The sequence below is a fragment of the Bacillus glycinifermentans genome (assembly GCF_001042475.2).
Taxonomy (GTDB): domain Bacteria; phylum Bacillota; class Bacilli; order Bacillales; family Bacillaceae; genus Bacillus; species Bacillus glycinifermentans.
In genome coordinates, this window is record NZ_LECW02000035.1 from 57955 (window position 1) to 77822 (window position 19868).

Here is a 19868-nt window from a genome sequence, read left to right on the forward strand (position 1 = left end):
AGCGATTTTCGAATAAATGAGCAAAGATCAGGAAATGTCTTGACGTAAGTATGTTATTTATATATACTAACTTACACAAAGTAAGTAACGAACGAAAAAAGGAGGATATTATTGTCACACCTGATGAGATGTTAATAGATTGATAGGATGGATGTTTGCTGGTGTTCAAGATTGCGGACTTAAAATAAAACCAAAAAGGAGATTATGATGAATAAAAAATACGAAATTGGTGCATTAATATTACGTCTGATTACAGGTTTTACGTTTTTCCTTCACGGATTGTCAAAGTTTCAAGGGGGAATTGAAAACACAGTCGGATTTTTCAGCAGTGTCGGGATTCCGGGCTTTCTTGCTTATATCGTAGCGATCATCGAGCTGGCCGGAGGAGCCTTGATGATCCTTGGCCTTGGTACGCGGATTATCGGAGTTTTATTTGCTGTTGTCATGCTCGGAGCTATTTTCACAGTGAAGCTTTCCGCCGGGTTCATGGGAACTGACGGCGGCGCGGGCTATGAATTTGATGTCGCGCTCCTTGCAATGTCCGTTTCCCTTGCATTGAGCGGAAGCAGCATGCTGTCTCTGGACAGATTGTTTCGCGCCAAACAGCAAGAAGATTTGTCTGAGAAATTGTCTTAAGGAAACAGCGCCGGAAAAGGAGGAAATGATAATGATTCAGCAAATACATCCGCATACAGAACTGGGCCATGTCAAGCTAAAGGTCAGCAATCTCGAAAGGTCCATCTCCTTTTACCGGGGCGTGATCGGCTTACAATTGTTAAAACGGAATGACAAGACGGCGGAGTTCACCGCCGACGGAATGCATCCGCTGCTTTTGATCGAAGAGATCCCAAATGCGGTGGTGCTCCCTGAAAGGTCTGCTGCCGGTCTTTATCATTTTGCTATTTTGCTGCCAAACCGCAAAGAGCTGGGCTTGACTTTGAAAAACTTGCTCAGCTCGCACATTGAAATCGGCCAGGGGGATCACCTCGTCAGCGAGGCGCTGTATTTGTCAGATCCGGATCAAAACGGGATTGAAATCTACCGGGACCGGCCGCGTGAAGGCTGGAATCGCGATGATGAGGGCAATTATGTGATGGGAACGGAGCCCGTTGATATAGCGGGGCTTTTGGAAGAAGCCGGTGACCGGGAATGGAAGGGGCTTCCCCCTGAAACAAAAATCGGCCATGTTCATTTTCACGTGAGGGACTTGAGAGAGGCAAAAGATTTCTACCATTCTGTCCTCGGATTTGGCATTGCGGGGGATTATCGATTCATGTCAGCGCTTTTTGTCTCTGCGGGCGGCTATCATCATCATATTGGATTAAATGTGTGGGCCGGGCAGGGTGCTCCTTTTGCTCCGGCTGAAGCCGCCGGCATGGCTTATTATACGGTCCTTCTGCCGAATCAGGCCGAGCTTGAAAACACCATTTATAAGCTGAAAAGCTCAGGACATGCGCCCCGCCGAAAAGAGGGCGCATGGTTTGTCAAAGATCCGGCTTCAGGAGTCGATATCAGATTAGCCGTTAAGTAAAGATGAAACGATTGGTTTCATCTTTTTTTTATGCTGTAAACAATGACAAATACAGCAAAGAATGAGAAAAAACAGACATCAATAACAAAGATTCGCGATCGAGAGCTGTGCTAACATAAATGTACCAAATGCTTTTATTTGGAAAAATAAAAGGGGTGAGGATTGATGGCAAAGCATCTAACCGGGAGTTTGCAGCAGCGGGCCGTCTGGAATCCCAACATCGGGAATGGGCGTTTTCGCAATCCTGTTCTGTTTATGGATTATTCAGACCCTGACATCGTTAGAAAAGGCAGCGATTTTTTTATGGCGGCTTCAAGTTTTTCTTGTTTTCCTGGTATTCCGATTTTGCATTCCCGTGATTTGGTGAATTGGAACATTATCGGCCATGTGTTTGATCAGCTTCCATTTGAAGACTATGAAGAGCCGGCGCATGGAAAAGGGGCATGGGCGCCGAGCATTCGATACCATAACGGCGCTTTTTGGGTATACTTTGCCACCCCTGACGAAGGGGTTTTTATGAGCAAAACAAAGGATCCGTTCCGCGGTTGGGAGCCTTTGGTTCATGTCAAAAAAACGAAGGGATGGATCGACCCGTGCCCGTTTTGGGATGATGACGGCCAAGCCTATTTGATACACGCTTATGCAAACAGCCGAATCGGCATTAAAAGCAAGCAGAACCTGTGCAGAATGAAAAACGACGGAACGGCTTTAATAGACGATGGAAAAATCGTGTATGACGGGACGCTGAACCATCCGACGATCGAGGGGCCGAAGCTGTATAAGCGGGGCGGATATTATTATCTTTTCGCCCCGGCCGGCGGGGTGAAGGAAGGGTGGCAGACGGTTCTCCGCAGCAGGAGCATCTACGGTCCGTACGAAGACCGGATTGTCCTTCATCAAGGGAACACGGACATTAACGGACCGCATCAGGGCGGCCTTGTCGAGCTTGATTCAGGTGAATCATGGTTTCTCCATTTTCAAGACCGCGCCGCATTCGGCAGGATCGTCCACCTTCAGCCTGTAAGCTGGGAAGACGGATGGCCGCGAGTCGGGGAAGATATCGACAATGACGGCATCGGCGAGCCCGTTTTGGAGTGGGAGAAGCCGAACACGGAAAGCGAAGACGTACTTGAGCCCCATTGTCAAACAAGCGACGATTTTTCTTCAAAAAGCCTTGCCCTTCAATGGCAATGGCAGGCCAATCCAAAACGGAAGTGGTACTCTCTCCATGCCAGGCCGGGACACCTTCGCATGTACAGCCGCCGTGTGCCTGACCGCTGGAAACTCGGCAGCATGCCGAACGTCATCATGCAGAAATTTCCGGGGCCAAGCTTTACGGCGACGGCCAAACTGTCGTTATACGCTTTATCAGAAACAATCCGCGCCGGGCTCGCCGTTATGGGAAAAGAGTATGCCTATCTCGCCTTTTCTAAATCAGAAAAAATCGGGGCTATCATCGCCTTTTACAAAGGCAGCATTGAGGAGGGATCAGAGGATATCAAAACGGAAGAGCACGCAGTTTCCGACGGGCCGGTTTATCTCAGGGTGACAGCCGACGAAAAAGCGGTATGCCGATTCAGCTACAGCTTTGACGAGAGGCATTTCACGGCAATAGGCGAGGCATTTCAGGCCGTCCCCGGACTATGGATCGGCGCCAAGGTGGGAATGTTTTGCGCAGATGCCGGAACAGCCGGGCCCGAGGGTTATGGCGATATCGATTGGTTTATCGTTGAACAGAAGGGAGCCTGCCGGGATGAAGGATAACAAGACGTATACAAATCCTGTAATGACAGGTTTTCATCCTGATCCGTCGATTATCAGGGTCGGCGACGACTACTATATGGCGAACTCCACCTTTCAGTATTTTCCGGCGATTGCGATTTCCCATTCTAAGGATTTGGTGCATTGGCACATCATCGGCCACGGCATTACCGAAAATGACGGTTTGGACCTTTCTGAAATTAAAGATTCCCACGGCATATGGGCGCCCGATTTATCGTATCATGACGGAACCTTCTACATTTTCGCGACCTTCAGGCTGAACGAGCCGACCATGATCAACGGAAAAAAGCTGATCCGCAGACAGATCATGATCAAATCAGATCGTCCGGAAGGCCCTTATACAAAGCCGGTATTCATCGATGAAGGCAGCGGTATCGATCCTTCCCATTTTGTCGATGATGACGGAAAGCACTATATGCTGCTTAGTCCGGCATGCACGCTTTTTCCGCTAAATGACGAATGCACAGAAATCACAGGCACGCCGTCGCTGATTTGGGAAGGGACGGGCAGAAGGGCGCCGGAAGGGCCCCATCTCCTCAAAACAAATGGATATTATTATGCCATTTTGGCTGAAGGAGGAACAGGCTATTCCCATTCGATCACGATCGCGCGCTCCAACCATTTATACGGTCCATATGAGCCGTGTCCGCATAATCCGATTTTAACGCAAGCAGATCCCGATGCCGTTTTGCAGCGGGCAGGCCACGGCAAGCTCGTCAAAACGCAAAACGGCGAATGGTGGGCGGTATACCTGTGCGGCCGGCCGAATGAAGGTAACTTCACAACGTCGGCAGAGAAACCGCCTTGGACCCCGTGCAATGGAGAGAAGACGATTGGTTTGTCATTAACAATTTACACGGTCCGAGCACGATCCAGGCCGCCCCGAACCTTCCGGAAGTCAAATGGGAGGAAAAGGATTTCGATGATTTTCTTGATGATTCGCTTGATTTACAGTGGCAGTTTGTCAGGAATCCAGACCATTCCGGCTGGTCTTTAACAGAAAAGCCGGGCTCTCTCAGGCTCTGGACAGGTGATGCTGATCTAGGCGAAATAAAAGCGAAAAATACGATCGTCAGAAGGGAAAAACACCACCAGTACAGCGCTGTGCTGAAGCTCTGCTTTGCGCCGTCGGAAAACGGGGAGCAGGCGGGGCTCACCTGTTATTACAGCACGAATAACTACTTGATATGCTGCCTCATCTACGAAGACCGTTTGAAGGTCAAAGTGATCGAAAACCGAAACGGCGTTCAGAAAACGCTGGGCGAAAAAAACGTCAAGGAAGGGCCGATATATGTAAAAGCCGTCATCAATAAACAGACGAGGAATTTTTACTACAGCTATGAAGAAAAGCATTGGCACCATGTAGGCGGCACGGAAGACGCCACCTTTTTAAGCGATGAAGGCTCCCGCGATGAAAAAGGCCATACGGGGACGATGGTCGGGATGTTTGCGAACAACGGTGGAAGCAACAGGGGGATACCCGCCGACTTTGACTGGTTCCGCTACACGGCTTTTTAATAATCTCTGCTCTTTTTCCGGTACTGAAGCGGCGGGATGCCGACGATGTCTTTAAATACCTTGTTGAAGTGGCTGATATGCCTGAATCCGGTTTTTTCGGCTATGCTCAACATCTTCTCATCCGTATCGCGAAGGTATTTTTTCGCCTCCCGAATTCTGATGTGCCGGATATATTCATGAAGATGAAAGCCTGTGACTTTTTTAAACGCCCTGCTTAAATAGGAAGGGCTGATGTAAAACCGTTGTGCCAATCCGTTCAGCGTGATCGTTTCATGAAAGCGCCCGTTGATGTATGAGGCGATTTCCGATATTTTTTCGTGCATCGGATGAAGCTTCGGACCCTCTTTTTGGCCGCCGCTTTGGAGGGAGCGGTAAATGCTGAACAGCAATTGAAACAATAAAGCCCTGACGACATCCTCATACCCGTCTTTCTTGAGCCTGCACTCCCGTTTCATGTCCAAAAGAAGCTGTTCGACAGATGTTTGTTCTCTCAGCGGAAGCGAGATGCAGTTTGTATGCTCAGGAAACGGAAGCAGCGGGTGTTTGCTGCATGCGAGAAGCGGCTTGATGAAATCGTGGGAAAAATTGACCAAAATCCGCTCGAACTCCTGAACTTCCGTACTTGACGTTCTGTGTACGTCATGGGGGTTGATGAAGATCAGACTGCCTTTTTCGGCGGTATATACCTTTTGGTTAATAAAATACGTTCGTTCGCCGTTCAGCAAATAATACAATTCATAGCCTTCATGACCATGCGGTGCGTTCATTTCGGTAAAACCTTTTCTTTGCATGTACTGAATCGAAAAAGAACGCTCGTCAATGTAATATTTGGGGTGAAGCATGGCGGGCATTTCTCCTTTTTGAAAACGTTATCTTTTTAGAAACGGGAGGGACAGCATGTACAGATTGTTTTGTTTAGTGTTGTTGTTCGCATTTACAGCCGGCTGCGCAAATGATGAAGAAGCGGCGACAGAAGAGGGGACTGCACTTACGATTGACTGGCTGGTTCCGCTTCATACCCCGCAGCCGCCGAAAGGCGAAGCGCTTGCTATGATTGAAGAAAAGACGAATATGAAGCTTGACCTTATATGGGTTCCGGACTCGACCAAGGAAGAACGCCTCAATGCTGTGCTTGCCGGCGGGCACATGCCTAAAATCATCATGCTGCCGGACCTTGACGACTCCGCAGCCGTAAATGCTTTGCGGTCGGGGATGTTTTGGGAAATCGGTCCGTTTTTGAAAGACTATCCGAATTTAAAAAAACTGGATAAAACCATTTTAAAAAATATCTCGATTGATGGCAAAGTTTACGGGATTTATAGAGAACGGCCGTTGGCGAGACAGGGTGTCGTCATCCGCAAAGACTGGCTCGACAATCTCGGACTGGACATGCCGGAGACAGTGGAGGATCTATACAGCATTGCCAAAGCGTTCACAGAACAGGATCCTGACCAAAATGGAAAGGACGATACGATCGGTCTTGCCGACCGCAACGATTTGGAATTCGGGGCTTTTAAAACGATGGCATCGTATTTCGGAGCCCCGAATAAATGGGGACAGACCGAAGACGGAAGCTTGTTTCCCGATTTTCGAAGCGGCGCATATCAAGAAGCGATGAAATGGATGAGAAGGCTTTACGACGAAGGACTGATGAATCGGGATTTTGCGGTGACAAGCAAAACACAGCAGCAGGACTTGGTGATCCAAGGAAAAGCGGGGATATATATCGGAACGATGAGCGATGCGATGAATTTGCGCGATCAAGGCTTGAGCTTGAATTCTGACTTTGAGCTTGATATCGCAAACCGCATCAAAGGCCCCGACGGCAAGGAGCAAACATGGGCGCCATTTCAAAGTCAAGCGTCAAAATGGAAAAAGAGGTTAAGCAGATCCTTGTGTTTTTTGACCGAATCGCTGAAGAGGATCTTAACCATTTAATGCTGTACGGCATTGAAGGCGTTCACTATAAAAAAAGGGAGATCAACACTACATTCGAAAACAAGAAAACTATCATCGATGGGAGGCGGACATTCAGCCGCTGCAGCAGCTGATCGGCATAAACAAGCAGGCGTTGAAAAGCGCAGTGGATCCGCTGCGCGCCAAACACGAGAAGCTGGAAAAAGACAACCGGGAGATTGCCGTTGCCAATCCGGCTGAGCCATTGTGCTCCACAACCCAGATGGACAGAGGGACGGAATTAAAAAAGATCATCGATGATGCGACATTTCGATTTATTCTTGGAGAAATTGACGAAAAAGGCTTTGAGGAAGCCGTCAAGAAATGGGAAAACCAGGGCGGGGAAAAGATCATCGAAGAGTTAAATGAAGATGCCAAAAAATCATAAAAGCCCCTGGGAAAGGGGCTCTCCGTCACCGGACTTGAAGAACGGACGTTAAATAGTGCTTCAATGCTTCGATCTGTCCCAGTGCATCGGCTTCAGCCTTTCCTAAATAAATCGTCTGCATGACGATGGCATCATTCATGTTCATGAAAAACTTTGTAATCGTTTCGATCGGCTGAAGCGGATCAAATTCGCCATTGTCTGCGCCTTTTTGCAAAAGCTCGGTGAAATGAGCGGCAAACGTTTCATACCTTTTGGTAAGGTATGTTTTCCGTGAACCGTTCCGCCAGCTTGTAAAGAAATATTCAAATTGGACGGCTGCAAACGAATCCGCAATCTCATCCAGCCCTTCTTTAAAATCATCGATATACGAGAGAATGATGCTCCATACGCTTTCATCAGACTTTGAGCGTTCCTGCAAATCTGTCAAAAAAACGTCAAGATGCTCTTCAATGATGTGTTTGAACATGTCTTCGGTGCTTGAAAAATAAAGATACACGCCCCCGCGGCTGAAGCCGGATTCTTCAACGATGTCTTTCATCGTCGTCATTTCAAAGCCTTTACGCTTAAACACACGTTCCGCAGCTTTTAAAATCTCAGCCTTCCGTCTGTCTTTCTGTTCCTGTGTGATTTTCGGTGACAATCGGTGTCCCCCTTCCTTTGGATAACATGATAACCGCCGCCCCCAGGACTGCCAGCAGGCTTCCGGAGAGGACGAATGCGTTTTTGACGCCGGCCCATTCTGCGAGAAGGCCGCCGCAGCTCATTCCCGCCACAGACCCAAAAGTGGTCGCGCTTTGTATGGTCCCGAAGATGCGCCCGCTGTATGAAGCCGGAACGGTTTGCTGGGCGAGGATATGAAAAGGAATGTATACGAGGGAAAATCCAGACCCTGCAAAGAAAAAAACGGTTAAAAATAACACGTGCAGCCATTCGCCGGCGAGACCGGCGACAAACGGCGCACTTCCGATCGAAATCCCGAGCATCATCGAGCCGCCGATAAAAAAGCGTAAAAACGACCGGATCACGATTTTGCCGAGGAAAGCGGTCGTTAAAAGCATTCCTGCCCCGCTTGCCGACATACAAGTTCCGATCAGTTCGGCAGGGGCCCCCGGGAGCTCCCGGATGAGCACGACGATTTGTGAATCCGCGATTTGCAGCACCAATATGACAAAAAAGGATACAGCCAAGCCGGTGAAAAGCAATCTGTTTTTTTGAATGAAGACAATCCCTTGTTTAAAATCAGCAAACAGCCGGACGGGTGATTTCAGCCTGCCAGATCTTCGCTCAAGATAGGGATCTTTCGGCAAAGCGAAAAGGAGAAGGCCTGACAGGAGAAACAATGCCGCATTGACGTAAAAGGAGACATGGATGCTAAAGGCTGCGATCAATCCCCCAGCAATCGCAGGTCCGATGATTTTGCTCCCGTTGTCGATCATTCCGCTGACAGAAACGGCTTTCTGCATGTGCGGTTCAGGAACGATTTCTTTTAATTTACCATTTTTAGCAGGGACGAAAAAAGAAGAAAATGAGCTTAGAAGAAATAATAAAACGTAAAGGCTCCATATTGATTCGGCGAATAACATCAAATAAGCCGTGCAAGACCGTCCGATTTCAGAGGTGATCATGATCGTTTTCCGGTTATAGCGATCTGCAAGCACCCCCGCGAACGGCGTGATGCCGATCACAGGAACGGCAAAACACATCATCAATGCCGACATTTCCAAAGGAGACGCCTGAAATTGAAACCCGGCCAAACTTAAAACCGCCAATACCTGAATCCAATCGCCAAAGCTTGAAAGAATTTGAGACCCCATCAGTATGAAGAAAGGTCTGTTCAGAGCCAATCTGTTTTCAGCGTTCATATGTCCTCCTTATAAAAACGACACATGTGTCGTTTTGTTCTATTCTACCAAACGTTTTATGGAAAAACATCAGTTTTTTGGAATATAGGGTCAACTTCTTTAAAACCTGTTAAATAAACAATATAATTCCATAGAGGAAAGCATAAAGGAGGAGCTAAAGATGGAGGTTGCCGTTATATACGCACATCCCAATCCAAACAGTTTTAACGGAGCGATTCTGAACGAGGTGAAAAAAGCGCTTGAGGATGGAAACCATTCCTATACGGTCATCGATCTGTACAAAGAGCGTTTTGACCCGGTCCTTGTATTCAATGAAAAGAAACGGCGGTCTGACATGAAGGGCGACCCTGAAACGGCGGAATACCGGAAGATTATGAAAAACGCAGATCACCTCATCTTGATTTATCCGTTGTGGTGGGGCGGAATGCCGGCGATTTTAAAAGGGTTCATCGATCGCGTATTTGTCGCCGGTGAAGCCTATACTTATGAAGGGAAGCTGCCGAAAGGACTGCTGAAGGCGCGCACGGCTTCGGTTTATTATACGGCTGATGCACCCGGCTGGTATCTGCGGTTTTGGCGGCGGGATGCCGACTGGATTACCGTTAAAGACAACATCTTGAAATTTTGCGGCGTTCGGCGTGTCAGACGTTTTTTATTTCCGCAAGTGAAAGACAGCACGGTTGAAAAACGAAAAAAATGGCTTGATCGCGTATATCGGTCGGCAGCCTTTTCATCTAAAGGGGGATGATGATGGAAAAGAATACGAAATGGCTTGATTGGGCCAAGGAAATACAGGCGCTTTCACAAGCAGGGCTCGCGTATACAAAAGACGATTTTGACAAGGAGCGCTTTCTGCGTCTTCGCGAGATCAGCTGCGAAATCATCGCCGGGTACACAGAGGCCGATTTTTCGAAAGTAAAAAAGCTGTTTGCCGGCGAATCAGGTTACCAAACGCCAAAAGTAGATGTCCGCGCCGTCATATTCAAAGCGGACCTCCTCCTCCTCGTGCAGGAAAAAGCGGACGGCAAATGGGCGCTTCCCGGCGGATGGGCGGATATCGGCCTGACGCCGAAGGAGATCGCCGTTAAAGAAGTGTTCGAAGAAACAGGCTTTAAGGCTGAAGCCGGAAAGCTTTTGGCCGTCATGGATAAAAAACGCCACAACCATCCGCCTTCAGCTTACCATGTCTACAAAATGTTTATCGCCTGTGATATTGTTGGAGGGAAGGCAGCCGCGGGAACGGAAACGAAAAACCTCGGTTTTTTCTCATTGGAAGATCTGCCTGATTTATCAGAGGCAAGAAATACGTACGCTCAGATCAAATTTCTTTTTCAAGAAAAAAACGGTTCCGATCAGGTGTACTGTGACTAAAAGGGGGCAATCACACTGGAAGATCTAAGATATCCAATCGGAACATTTCAAGCTCCGCACCAGACGGATAAACAAGAGCGCGCTGATTTGATCAGAGCACTGAAACAAGCGCCCGCTATGCTGAAAAAAGCCGTATCAGGGCTGAATGACACGCAGCTTGATACGCCTTACCGAACGGGAGGATGGACGGTTCGCCAAGTCGTCTCCCATATAGCCGACAGCCATCTGAACGGTTATATACGCTGCAAACTGGCCCTCACGGAGGAAACGCCGCTCATCCGGCCGTACGATGAGCAAAAATGGGCGGGACTGGCCGACTCCCTTACATTCGATCCGCAATTGGCAATAGAGCTTTTGGAGCCGCTTCACAACCGCTGGGCAGCTCTCTTTGAAGCGCTGACAGATGCGGATTACGATAAAGCGTATTTACACCCGGACACCGGGGAGGAGATCAGCCTCCATCATGCGCTTGCCCTTTATGTTTGGCATTCGAAACACCATACTGCCCATATCACGTCGCTTCGGGACAGAACAGGCTGGATCTAGCAATGAAACGCGCACTCGGCGCGTTTTTTTGCTTGACTGTCTGATTTCCCGGCGGGTTGTTAAAAATGTGAAAAGAAGATGTTTTAAAATAAGAAGACGAGGGAATCGATTGAAACATACGATAGAGAGAAGAGGTATTCATGAAAAAAAATGCGCTTTCTGTCTTAAGAATTATGTTGCCGGCAGCCGTACTTCTGCTGGTCGTTTATCAGGCCAGAAAAGAGCTCGCCGGGTTGTCCGTTAAAGAGACCTTTCTGATTATAAACAATGTCGAAAGAAGCAATCTGTTCATATTGGTTTTTATCGGTCTTATGGCCGTTCTTGCCATGTCTTTATACGATTTTGTGCTAGTCCGCTCTCTCGGGATGAAGATTTCCAGGTGGAAAACGGTCAGGGTGTCATGGATCGCCAATTCGTTCAACAATGTCCTTGGATTCGGCGGCCTGTCAGGCGCCGGTTTACGAACGATTCTTTATAAAGAGCATGTCAGTGATGTCAAGCTGCTGATCAAAGGAATCGCAACGCTTGCAACCTCCGTTCTTCTCGGACTGTCCGTTCTCAGCATGTTCGTCTTCATCGGGCTGCTGTCTCCGGGAAAACTGATTTTTGAAAAGACGTGGCTCTTCCTCGGTGCCATCGGAATGGCGCTGATCGTTCCCGTCCTCATCGTCTATTTGATCATCAAAAGGAAGAGAGGCGGCGCCGTAGAAAAAGGTTTGAGACCTTCCGTCTTTTTTTCATATTTGGGTGCATCTGTCTGCGAATGGATTGCGGCGGGACTGGTCATGTATTTCTCGCTCATAACCTTGGGAATAGACCTTGACGCTAGAAAGGTCCTCGGCGTTTTTGCGATCGCTTCTGTCGCGGGAATGATCAGCCTTGTCCCTGGCGGATTCGGCTCGTTTGATTTGCTTTTTTTAGTCGGTATGAATCAATTCGGCGTCGATAATGAAATTATCCTGACAGCCATTGTTCTTTACAGGCTTGCCTACTCATTTATTCCTTTTGGGTTCGGCCTTCTTTTTGCGGCGGCGGACATGACGGGGAATACGATAAAAAAGCTTGAAGAAAAGCCGATTATTGCCCCGGCAATTGAGACGACCAACATCCTGCTGGTCTTGCACAGAGCTTTGTTGTTCCGTTTGCTGAACGGCTCGCTTGCCGTAATTTCATTTTGCTGCGGAGCGATTATTCTGGCGTCTGCCGCCCTCCCGATCGACAGGAGCACGCTCATTACGGATATTCCCCGCCATATGCTGACGGTATTAAACGGCCTTTCCATCAGCTTTGGTTTGATTTTATTGATCGTTCCGCTTGAGCTTTATAAGAGGACGAAGCGTTCCTTATATTTGGCCTTGACAGCTTTGGCATTTGCTTTTGTGTTCAGCATTTTTAAAGGTTTTAATATCAGTGCGGTATTTATCACGCCGATCGTGTTCATCCTGCTTATTTTGCTGCGACGGCAGTTTACGAGGGAGCGGTCTGTATATACCTTTGTACAAATGGCGTGGGCGGCATTTATTTACCTTTTTGCCCTTTGGAACTACAATATCATTGCCTCCATCATGTGGGAGAGGCTCGGTCATGTGGTCGTAAAAGACTATTACATCCACAGCGAACAGCATGTCGATTATGCGACAGTGTTTGCTTTATTGTTTGTTCCGATGTTTTGCATCATTTTTATTTGGCTGTTCAACAGAAAGGTTAACCCGATCGGGGAAGAGCCGGACTTTGAAAAGCTGGAGCAATTTTTGAATGAAAAAGGCGGGAACGCTTTGAGCCATTTAGGTTTTTTGGGAGATAAGCGGTTTTTCTATTCGAGTGACGGCAATGCGCTGATTCAATTTGCGAAAATCGGCCAGCGCCTCGTTGTTCTCGGCGATCCTTCCGGCCAAAAGGAATCCTTTCCCCTCATTTTGCAGGAATTCCTTCATTTGGCCGACCAAAAAGGCTACCTCGTCATTTTCTACCAGATTGAAAGGGAGGATATGGCGCTCTATCACGATTTCGGCTACCGTTTCTTTAAGCTTGGCGAAGAGGCGATCGTCGATCTCAACACCTTTACGATTAAAGGAAAAAAACGGGCCGGATTAAGGGCGATATACAACCGCTTTGAACGGGAAGGGTATACGTTCCACGTCGAACAGCCGCCGTTTTCAAGCGACTTTCTCAATCAGCTGCGGAACATATCTGACGAGTGGCTGGGACGAAAAAAGGAAAAAGGATTTTCGCTCGGTTATTTTAAGGAAGAGTATTTGCAAAAGGCGCCGATCGCTGTATTAAAAGATGAAGACGGAGAGATCGTCGCATTTATGAATATCATGCCGATGTACCAGGAAGGCGAGATTTCCATCGACTTGATGCGTTATTCCCACAAAGCGCCGAAAGGCATCATGGATGCGCTGTTTATCCACTTGTTTCAATGGGGGCAAGAGCAGGGCTATACCGCGTTTAACATGGGAATGGCCCCGCTCTCAAACGTCGGCACATCCTTTCAGTCATTTTGGACGGAGCGGCTCGCCGCCGTGATATTCAACAATGTCAGCTATTTATACAGCTTCAGCGGCCTCCGCTCATTCAAAGAAAAATACAAACCCGAATGGCGCGGAAAATATTTAGCCTACAGAAAAAACAGATCGCTGCCGGCCACGATGTTTCTCGTCACAAGGCTGATCGGGAGACGGGAGAAGTGATGGGCTGTCTTTTTGTTAAAAGACAGCCTTATTTGTATAACATGAATTTCATTCCCGAAAATCAATTTTTCCGCAGTTTCAAAAAGTCATCACTCCCCTTATAATGAAAAGAAACCGCGAAACAAGGGGGATCCAGATGAAACAAGTCGAAGTACTCAGATATGATGCATTTTCAAAGGAGCCGAATAAAGGAAATCCGGCGGGGGTCGTGTTGGAAGGGAGTCGTTTGACCGACGAAGAGATGCAGCTGATTGCAAAGAAAGCAGGATATAATGAAACTTCATTTTTGCTGCCGAGCAAGTCGGCTGACCTTCGCCTCCGCTATTTTACGCCCGGACACGAAATGAATTTATGCGGCCATGCGACCGTTGCTTCCCTTTATGCGCTTTATGAAAAAGGCGGGATTGGGCCCGGTGCAGAGCTGAAGGTAGAGACGAAAGCCGGCAATCTGACCGTTAAGACGGGTTATGCTGATGAAGAGAAGCATTTTTTTGTTACGCTGGAGCAGGCGCCGCCGAGCTTTCGTCCGTTTGCGGGAGACAGGGCCAAGCTGGCTGAAGCACTCGGCATCACTGAAGCGGACTTCCACGATTCGTTGCCCATCGTTTACGGAAGCACCGGGACTTGGACGCTGCTGGTGCCTGTTCAACATTTGGCGGCATGCCGGAAGATGCAGCCGAAAAATTCCGAATTCCCAGCCATTTTAACGGACATGCCCCGCGCTTCTGTCCATCCGTTCTCTTTGGAGACGATCCACCGTGACAGCCATCTCCACGGCCGGCATTTTTCTTCTCCGTATTCCGGGACGATTGAGGATCCCGTTACCGGAACAGCTTCAGGTGTTATGGGCGCCTATATGAAAACGTACGGAGAAGCGGATCAAAATGTATTTTTGATCGAACAGGGGCAGGAAATCGGCAAAGACGGCAAGGTGAAAATCGAAATTTTTGAAGAAAACGGCGAGATGAAGGCGAAAATGACCGGAACGGCCGTTTTTGCAGAAAAGCAAATCATCGACATTTGAAACCTCCGTTTCCGTTCTGAATGAATGGTTTATCGTTGAAAACGTGAAAATAAACCTTTATAATCAACAATGATAATCATTTTCATTTGAGGAGGCGCTGATATGAGCGATATCTTGCAGTCTGAAAAAGGCAGCATTCGTAAAGCGATAAGAAATAGAAGAACGGTTCGGAAATTTAAAAGCGATCCGGTGTCTAAAGAGGTTGTCCTTGAGCTGCTGGAAGACGCAGTTTATGCGCCAAATCACAAGCTGACAGAGCCGTGGAGGTTTGTTTATGTCGGAACAGAAAGCGGAAAACAGAAGCATGCCGACAATTTAGATAAGGCACTCCAAGAGATTAAGCCCGATAGGTCGGAAGAACAAATCAAAAAATTCAGGGACCATATTATGAGTGTTCCGGCTTTTCTCTTTGTCATTTTGAAGGAAGACGAAAATGAACGGGTCAGAAATGACGACTTCGCAGCCGTCAGCTGTTTGATTCAAAACCTTCAGCTTCTCGCCTGGGAAAAAGGGATCGGGATGGTGTGGAAAAGCGGACAGGTGCTTTATAATCGAACGCTTCAGCAATTGATGGGGCTTGACAGCAATGAACGGTTTGCCGCGATTTTGCAGCTCGGCTATCCGGCGGAAATTCCTAAAGTGCAAACAAGGACGCCCGCAAAGCGGCTTCTTACGGAGCTTTCTTAAAGAAGAAAGCCCTGCAAACAGGGCTTTCGAAATGAATGGCTACTTTGACTGCCGCTCTTTGGCGCGTTTGTCAGCTGCCTCCATGCGGCTTCGAGCCTCGCGATCATCCTGATCGGCAAGTTCAGCAGAATATTCCTCATAAACGCCGTCAGTTTCTTTTTTATACTGATCAGGCACTTGAGGAAGCTTTTGTTTGTTTTTGTCACGGTTTTTGTGGATTGAATTTCTGCCCATTCTCACATCACCCCTAAGTCATTAATCAGCCGGACAGTGTTATTGTTGGCTGATCAGACTGCCGCTATGCATTATGATTTTTCATCGGCGGCCCGCTTTGCTCTTTTAAATTCCCGCTGATACATGACTTCCTGTGTTTTGGTCAAGGTCGTTTTAATTTGATCACGCTTTTTCTTTTCAGCCATTTTTCAAGCCTCCTAAACATCAGATTATTCACAGGCTGTCCGTTTTGGAGGCATTTATACAATGTTACGCTTCTTTTAAGCGGAGGCTTTCGTCTTCAAACGTCCGCAGGCTGTGCAATGTGTAAAGATCTTTCGGGATTTCAAACAAAAGAAATGCATCGCTGTCCCCGCGGTTCAGCCTGCCGGGATCAGCCTGAACCGCGTATGGCAGCTTTTCTGCGGCTTTGAGGGAGCGTGTGTTTGTTTTTCTGATTTTCATAAATACCGTCTCAACGTTTTTTTCATAAAAAAGCTCGCAGAAAAACGCGTTTTTTGCCCGCTGATTATAGCCTTTTCCGTGGTAAGGCTTCCCGAGCCACGTTCCTAAAAACCCCGTATTTCCCTTTATTTCATATAAACTGATGCAGCCGATCGGATTCTCCCATTCGTCGAGAATCGTGCGGGAGATCAGTTTTCCCTGTTCTTCCTCTTCAATGGTGTTCTTCACATGAAACATATACTCTTCAATGGTCTCCGTTTTATTCCGGACAAAAGGAAATACTTCCGGATGTTTCACAAGATCAAAAAGTGCATGGCAGTCGGCCATTTCACGTTTTTTCAGCATGGCAGCCCCTCCTTGAGGGCGGCTTTCCTTCATCAAAAAGATGCTGCTCCACCCTCGAAATTTTTTAATCAAATATGTCTTGCTCATCCATTAAAAAATTCGGGGTGGGAATCGAACCCACTAAAACCAGAGACCTGGTGGCGCACCATTTGCCTTCCCAATTCATATCAAATTGCTTTTGATTTCTATATTTTACGCAGCAAAAAAGCGAAAAGATACAAGGCTATTGCGGGAAAATTGCGCGGAAAAAGCTTATTTGGTGAAACCGGTAAATTTCTGCTCTTGCACGTGAAGTATTTTTGTTCGGCTTCTGCCGGTTTTCTTGATAAAATGTAGACGTGATGTCCGAGCGTCTGTTAAGCGCCGGAAATTACATCATGATCTCTCAAACAGAAAACGGGAGAAGGGAGTTTTTTATGCCGTATATTACAAAAATCTCCGCCCAGAAAAACAATAAAGACCGGGTCAATATTTTTCTGGACGAAAAATACGCGTTCAGCGTTGACATGGATGTTCTCGTTAAGTTTAATCTGAAAAAGGGAAAACAGCTTGATGAGCTTGACGTCATCGAAATCCAGTATGGTGATGATATTAAAAAAGGTTTTAATCAAGCGCTCGATTACCTTTCGTACAGAATGCGCTCGATAAAAGAAGTCAAAGACCATTTAAAGAAAAAAGGTGTCGCAGATTCCGCAGTGACCGAAATCATTCATATGCTGAAAAGTTATAAATACGTAGATGACCGGGAATTCGCGGCCGCTTATGTAAGCACTCACCGCAAAACGAGCGGCAAGGGCCCCGATGTTCTATATAAAGAGCTGCAGCTGAAAGGAATCGATGAAGAGCTGATCAAGGAGGCATTAAGCTCATTCACGTTTTCCGAACAAGTGACAGCCGCTGTAAAACACGTTGAAAAAGTGCTGAAAAAGGGAAAAAAACTGTCTTCCAAAGAGATGAAACAAGCAATCGAACAGCAGTTAATCCGAAAGGGATATTCATTCGATGTGATTAATTGCGCTCTTTCGGAAACAGACTATGAGAATGATGATGATGCGGAAAAAGAAGCGCTGTACAAGCATGGGGAAAAAGCGATGAGGCGCTACAATTACGACGGCTCGTACGAAACGAAAATGAAAGTCAAACAATTTTTGTTTCGCAAAGGATTTCCGCTTGAGATGATCGATCAATATTTAGACGAAGAGAGATGAGAAAATGGAGAAAAGATACAGTGAGATGACGACATCCGAACTGCAAAGGGAAATCGGCCTCCTAACGGAAAAAGCGAGAAAGGCGGAGCAAATGGGGATCGTCAACGAGCTTGCCGTTCACGAACGGAAAATCGCGATGGCAAAGGCGTACCTTTTAGATCCGGCCGATTTTAAGCCGGGTCATGTATATGAAATCGAGGATGCAGGAGAGGATTTTTACATCCGCTACCTGAACGGCGTCTTTGCCTGGGGATACCGTCTCAAATCTCCCGAGCATGAAGAAGCCCTGCCGATTTCTTTATTAAAAGAAAAGGATTAAGGCAAGCTTAACCCTTTTCATATCGGCGGCTATCTTGTACGGATGCGCGTGTTGCGCTGGAGAATGATGAGATCCTGGGTCTGCTGTGTTTCACCGTTTACCTGCGCCCGCGCATGTTTTGTGTTTGCCCAAGGCTGCGGATAGTTTTGCGTTTTCATCTGGTAAAAATCGTTTATATAAGGTTTGCGGTTTGCACACAAAGAAACTCACTCCATCCAGAAAAAATTTAGCGTTTGCCGGAAGCCCTCATTCTTTCTTGAGGATGGGTATTCGTGCTTCCGTCAGCGCGCTTTGAAGCAAAATCATCTTTGGCCCGGGGCTCACCTTCAAATTTGTTGTTGTTCATGTTCGGAAAGCCTCTTGCTTTATTCCGCATATGTTATAGGCTCCTCCATTCACATCCAAAATGTTTGACGTCTTCGCTTTAGAAGACGTAATGTTAGTATATGAAATGGATGACGTTTTCAAAAAGAAAGTTTTTTCCTAAAGGAAGGAGGGAAAGTTCAAGGTGAAAGCACACTTTGAAAAGCTGACAAATGCGCTTCTTGAAAAGAACCATATGCTGAGCTACGCGCAAGCCAGAACTTGGGTAGCGCTCTTGTGGGAAGACTTTGAAACGGTATTTGCCAAAGCCGGCCATCCTTACAGGGGAATAGAACTGACGGAACGCGTCGTTTTAGAATGGATTGAGGACAACGGCAGCCATCTGCATTTATTCGAAACCGGCAATTCTTCTTTTCAAGACCTGTTTACCTCAGACAACGGACTGCTGCATTAATCGCTTTTTCATTTTCTATGCGAAAGGAATGTGATGAATTGAAGGCAATCGTTATCGGTTCAGGGATCGCAGGCGCGAGTGCCGCATATCATCTCGTGAAAAAAGGAGCGGACGTATCGATTTTGGATGAAGGGCATGAAGGGCAGTCAACCAAAGCCGGAGCGGGGATCATCTGCCCGTGGTTTTCTTCCAGAAGCGAAAACTGGTATCGTTTGGCAAGAGCGGGTGCCGCATATTACCCTTCCCTTGTATCACAGCTTAAACAAGACGGGGAAACCGGTACGGGCTACGCCAAAACGGGTGCCCTGCGGGTCAGCGGAGACGTTGGAGCGCTCGATCGAATTGAAAGAAAATTAAGAGAACAAAAGCGTGAAGCGCCTGAAACCGGTGACATCACCCGCTTATCAAACGAAGAGGCAAGGCGGCTGTTTCCTCCGCTTGGTGAAGGGCTTGAAGCGATTTATGTATCAGGAGCAGCCCGCGTGGACGGCCATCTGCTGCGAAACACGCTTCTTTCGGCGGCAAAAAAGCACGGGGCTGTCTTATTGAACGGCAAGGCGGAGCTCTCTGTTGAACAGGACGTCATAAAAGGCGTAATCATAGACGGCCGGCTCCTGTCTGCAGACGCGGTGATATTGGCCGGAGGCGCTTGGACGAATCAATTGCTTCAGCCTTTGGGCATACAGCTGCCATTGGAGCCGCAGCGCGGCCAAATCGTTCATTTGAAGGTTCTTGACGGGGAGACTGGAAAATGGCCGGTTATTTTACCCGATACAGACCATTATATCGTATCATTTGACGGTTCTCGGGTGGTAGCCGGAGCGACAAGGGAAACCGGTTCAGGATTTGATTACAGAATCACCGCCGGAGGAATAGAGGAGGTTTTGAATAAAGCCTTGTCCGTTGCACCCGGCCTCCACGGTGCAGCTCTCGAAGAAATCAGAATCGGATTCCGTCCGTTCACAAAGGATTTGCTTCCCCTTCTCGGGCACATTCCGGGTGCGGACGGTTTGATCGCGGCCACGGGATTCGGCCCTTCAGGCTTAACGATCGGCCCTTACGCCGGTTCGCTCATCGCTTCTTTGGCGTTTGGAGAAAAGACGGATCTTCATATAGACCAATACCTTCCAGTAAGAGACATATCAAAATAATCGGAAACAACTCCTTAAATTTTTTCGGGTT

At 47.5% G+C, this 19868-nt stretch carries 23 protein-coding genes and 2 pseudogenes; 17 read left to right on the forward strand and 8 right to left on the reverse strand.

Annotation, left to right across the window (positions count from 1 at the left end; genetic code table 11):
* Positions 1-207: 207 nt before the first annotated feature.
* The 5 genes and pseudogenes from AB447_RS18205 to AB447_RS26990 all read left to right on the forward strand — a co-directional run bounded on the left by AB447_RS18205 (position 208) and on the right by AB447_RS26990 (position 4831).
* Positions 208-636, forward strand: a complete 429-nt coding sequence (locus tag AB447_RS18205; protein WP_048356303.1) for a DoxX family protein — start codon at positions 208-210, stop codon at positions 634-636.
* Positions 637-667: 31 nt separating this feature from the next.
* A complete protein-coding gene (locus AB447_RS18210; RefSeq protein ID WP_048356296.1) occupies positions 668-1531 on the forward strand; it encodes a VOC family protein in 864 nt (287 codons plus the stop codon).
* A 165-nt stretch (positions 1532-1696) separates the two neighbouring features.
* Positions 1697-3295, forward strand: a complete 1599-nt coding sequence (locus AB447_RS18215) for a glycoside hydrolase family 43 protein (RefSeq protein WP_048356297.1) — start codon at positions 1697-1699, stop codon at positions 3293-3295.
* Between the two features lie 22 nt (positions 3296-3317).
* Positions 3318-4037, forward strand: a pseudogene (locus AB447_RS26985) (glycoside hydrolase family 43 protein); the annotation flags it as partial.
* Between the two features lie 89 nt (positions 4038-4126).
* Entirely contained in the window at positions 4127-4831 is a 705-nt protein-coding gene (locus AB447_RS26990; protein ID WP_232517743.1) for a beta-xylosidase family glycoside hydrolase, read from the forward strand.
* Here AB447_RS26990 and AB447_RS18225 read toward each other — a convergent pair.
* Positions 4828-5673 (reverse strand): AraC family transcriptional regulator, encoded by an 846-nt coding sequence (locus AB447_RS18225; RefSeq protein ID WP_053075446.1) that lies wholly within the window; start codon positions 5671-5673, stop codon positions 4828-4830. The genes AB447_RS26990 and AB447_RS18225 overlap by 4 nt on opposite strands.
* Positions 5674-5728: 55 nt before the next feature.
* Here AB447_RS18225 and AB447_RS18230 point away from each other — a divergent pair.
* Positions 5729-7175: pseudogene (locus AB447_RS18230) on the forward strand (extracellular solute-binding protein).
* Positions 7176-7200: 25 nt separating this feature from the next.
* Here AB447_RS18230 and AB447_RS18235 read toward each other — a convergent pair.
* Both AB447_RS18235 and AB447_RS18240 read right to left on the reverse strand, forming a co-directional pair.
* Entirely contained in the window at positions 7201-7815 is a 615-nt protein-coding gene (locus tag AB447_RS18235) for a TetR/AcrR family transcriptional regulator (RefSeq protein ID WP_048407246.1), read from the reverse strand.
* A complete protein-coding gene (locus tag AB447_RS18240) occupies positions 7769-9037 on the reverse strand; it encodes an MFS transporter (RefSeq protein WP_048407247.1) in 1269 nt (422 codons plus the stop codon). Before AB447_RS18240 ends, AB447_RS18235 begins: the two co-directional genes overlap by 47 nt.
* Before the next feature lie 160 nt (positions 9038-9197).
* Between AB447_RS18240 and AB447_RS18245 the strand changes: the two genes are divergently transcribed.
* From AB447_RS18245 to AB447_RS18270, 6 genes are all read left to right on the forward strand, one after another.
* Positions 9198-9785, forward strand: a complete 588-nt coding sequence (locus AB447_RS18245) for an NAD(P)H-dependent oxidoreductase (protein WP_048356299.1) — start codon at positions 9198-9200, stop codon at positions 9783-9785.
* 2 nt (positions 9786-9787) lie between these two features.
* Positions 9788-10408: an NUDIX hydrolase gene (locus AB447_RS18250; RefSeq protein ID WP_048356300.1), complete on the forward strand. Its 621-nt coding sequence runs from the start codon at positions 9788-9790 to the stop codon at positions 10406-10408.
* Positions 10409-10417: 9 nt separating this feature from the next.
* Positions 10418-10954 (forward strand): YfiT family bacillithiol transferase, encoded by a 537-nt coding sequence (locus tag AB447_RS18255; protein ID WP_048356301.1) that lies wholly within the window; start codon positions 10418-10420, stop codon positions 10952-10954.
* Positions 10955-11094: 140 nt separating this feature from the next.
* Positions 11095-13647, forward strand: coding sequence for a bifunctional lysylphosphatidylglycerol flippase/synthetase MprF (gene mprF, locus AB447_RS18260; RefSeq protein ID WP_057957686.1), 2553 nt, complete (start codon positions 11095-11097; stop codon positions 13645-13647).
* Between the two features lie 136 nt (positions 13648-13783).
* Entirely contained in the window at positions 13784-14671 is an 888-nt protein-coding gene (locus AB447_RS18265; protein ID WP_048356494.1) for a PhzF family phenazine biosynthesis isomerase, read from the forward strand.
* Positions 14672-14773: 102 nt separating this feature from the next.
* Positions 14774-15358: a nitroreductase family protein gene (locus tag AB447_RS18270; RefSeq protein ID WP_048356495.1), complete on the forward strand. Its 585-nt coding sequence runs from the start codon at positions 14774-14776 to the stop codon at positions 15356-15358.
* A 39-nt stretch (positions 15359-15397) separates the two neighbouring features.
* Here the strand turns inward: AB447_RS18270 and AB447_RS18275 are convergent, their stop codons facing one another.
* The 3 genes from AB447_RS18275 to AB447_RS18280 all read right to left on the reverse strand — a co-directional run bounded on the left by AB447_RS18275 (position 15398) and on the right by AB447_RS18280 (position 16381).
* The gene (locus AB447_RS18275) at positions 15398-15592 is read right to left on the reverse strand and encodes a YfhD family protein (RefSeq protein WP_048356496.1); all 195 of its coding nucleotides are present in this window, start codon (positions 15590-15592) and stop codon (positions 15398-15400) included.
* Positions 15593-15663: 71 nt separating this feature from the next.
* Positions 15664-15777 carry a YfhE family protein gene (locus tag AB447_RS25445; RefSeq protein WP_082142546.1) on the reverse strand — a complete coding sequence of 38 codons (114 nt, stop codon included), beginning with the start codon at positions 15775-15777 and terminating at the stop codon, positions 15664-15666.
* Positions 15778-15841: 64 nt separating this feature from the next.
* Positions 15842-16381 carry a GNAT family N-acetyltransferase gene (locus AB447_RS18280; RefSeq protein WP_048356497.1) on the reverse strand — a complete coding sequence of 180 codons (540 nt, stop codon included), beginning with the start codon at positions 16379-16381 and terminating at the stop codon, positions 15842-15844.
* On the opposite strand from AB447_RS18280, the gene AB447_RS18285 reads away from it, so the two are divergent.
* The 3 genes from AB447_RS18285 (at position 16349) to AB447_RS18295 (ending at position 17908) form a co-directional block, all read left to right on the forward strand.
* Positions 16349-16717: a hypothetical protein gene (locus AB447_RS18285; protein WP_156416001.1), complete on the forward strand. Its 369-nt coding sequence runs from the start codon at positions 16349-16351 to the stop codon at positions 16715-16717. The two genes, AB447_RS18280 and AB447_RS18285, sit on opposite strands and share 33 nt — an antisense overlap.
* A gap of 80 nt (positions 16718-16797) precedes the next feature.
* Positions 16798-17589, forward strand: coding sequence for a recombination regulator RecX (gene recX, locus AB447_RS18290; protein WP_048356503.1), 792 nt, complete (start codon positions 16798-16800; stop codon positions 17587-17589).
* Positions 17590-17593: 4 nt separating this feature from the next.
* A complete protein-coding gene (locus AB447_RS18295) occupies positions 17594-17908 on the forward strand; it encodes a YfhH family protein (protein ID WP_048356498.1) in 315 nt (104 codons plus the stop codon).
* Positions 17909-17937: 29 nt separating this feature from the next.
* On the opposite strand, the gene AB447_RS25450 is transcribed toward AB447_RS18295, so the two are convergent.
* Entirely contained in the window at positions 17938-18108 is a 171-nt protein-coding gene (locus AB447_RS25450; protein WP_082142547.1) for a YpzG family protein, read from the reverse strand.
* Between the two features lie 26 nt (positions 18109-18134).
* Positions 18135-18284, reverse strand: coding sequence for a small, acid-soluble spore protein K (locus AB447_RS18300; protein ID WP_048356499.1), 150 nt, complete (start codon positions 18282-18284; stop codon positions 18135-18137).
* 132 nt (positions 18285-18416) lie between these two features.
* On the opposite strand from AB447_RS18300, the gene AB447_RS18305 reads away from it, so the two are divergent.
* Both AB447_RS18305 and AB447_RS18310 read left to right on the forward strand, forming a co-directional pair.
* On the forward strand, positions 18417-18686 hold the full coding sequence (locus AB447_RS18305) for a YfhJ family protein (RefSeq protein ID WP_048356500.1): 270 nt from the start codon (positions 18417-18419) through the stop codon (positions 18684-18686).
* Positions 18687-18724: 38 nt separating this feature from the next.
* Complete coding sequence (locus tag AB447_RS18310) at positions 18725-19837, forward strand: NAD(P)/FAD-dependent oxidoreductase (RefSeq protein ID WP_057957688.1); 1113 nt, start codon at positions 18725-18727, stop codon at positions 19835-19837.
* Positions 19838-19868: the final 31 nt, after the last annotated feature.

Excerpts from the sequence above, each read along its gene's own strand:
- AB447_RS18205 (WP_048356303.1), top strand. The coding sequence starts at position 208 with ATGAATAAAAAATACGAAATTGGTGCATTAATATTACGTCTGATTACA.
- AB447_RS18210 (WP_048356296.1), top strand. The coding sequence starts at position 668 with ATGATTCAGCAAATACATCCGCATACAGAACTGGGCCATGTCAAGCTA.
- AB447_RS18215 (WP_048356297.1), top strand. The coding sequence starts at position 1,697 with ATGGCAAAGCATCTAACCGGGAGTTTGCAGCAGCGGGCCGTCTGGAAT.
- AB447_RS18225 (WP_053075446.1), bottom strand. The coding sequence starts at position 5,673 with ATGCTTCACCCCAAATATTACATTGACGAGCGTTCTTTTTCGATTCAG.
- AB447_RS18240 (WP_048407247.1), bottom strand. The coding sequence starts at position 9,037 with ATGAACGCTGAAAACAGATTGGCTCTGAACAGACCTTTCTTCATACTG.
- AB447_RS18245 (WP_048356299.1), top strand. The coding sequence starts at position 9,198 with ATGGAGGTTGCCGTTATATACGCACATCCCAATCCAAACAGTTTTAAC.
- AB447_RS18250 (WP_048356300.1), top strand. The coding sequence starts at position 9,788 with ATGGAAAAGAATACGAAATGGCTTGATTGGGCCAAGGAAATACAGGCG.
- mprF (WP_057957686.1), top strand. The coding sequence starts at position 11,095 with ATGAAAAAAAATGCGCTTTCTGTCTTAAGAATTATGTTGCCGGCAGCC.
- AB447_RS18265 (WP_048356494.1), top strand. The coding sequence starts at position 13,784 with ATGAAACAAGTCGAAGTACTCAGATATGATGCATTTTCAAAGGAGCCG.
- AB447_RS18270 (WP_048356495.1), top strand. The coding sequence starts at position 14,774 with ATGAGCGATATCTTGCAGTCTGAAAAAGGCAGCATTCGTAAAGCGATA.
- AB447_RS18275 (WP_048356496.1), bottom strand. The coding sequence starts at position 15,592 with ATGGGCAGAAATTCAATCCACAAAAACCGTGACAAAAACAAACAAAAG.
- AB447_RS25445 (WP_082142546.1), bottom strand. The coding sequence starts at position 15,777 with ATGGCTGAAAAGAAAAAGCGTGATCAAATTAAAACGACCTTGACCAAA.
- AB447_RS18285 (WP_156416001.1), top strand. The coding sequence starts at position 16,349 with ATGGCAGTCGGCCATTTCACGTTTTTTCAGCATGGCAGCCCCTCCTTG.
- AB447_RS18280 (WP_048356497.1), bottom strand. The coding sequence starts at position 16,381 with ATGCTGAAAAAACGTGAAATGGCCGACTGCCATGCACTTTTTGATCTT.
- recX (WP_048356503.1), top strand. The coding sequence starts at position 16,798 with ATGCCGTATATTACAAAAATCTCCGCCCAGAAAAACAATAAAGACCGG.
- AB447_RS18295 (WP_048356498.1), top strand. The coding sequence starts at position 17,594 with ATGGAGAAAAGATACAGTGAGATGACGACATCCGAACTGCAAAGGGAA.
- AB447_RS18300 (WP_048356499.1), bottom strand. The coding sequence starts at position 18,284 with ATGCGGAATAAAGCAAGAGGCTTTCCGAACATGAACAACAACAAATTT.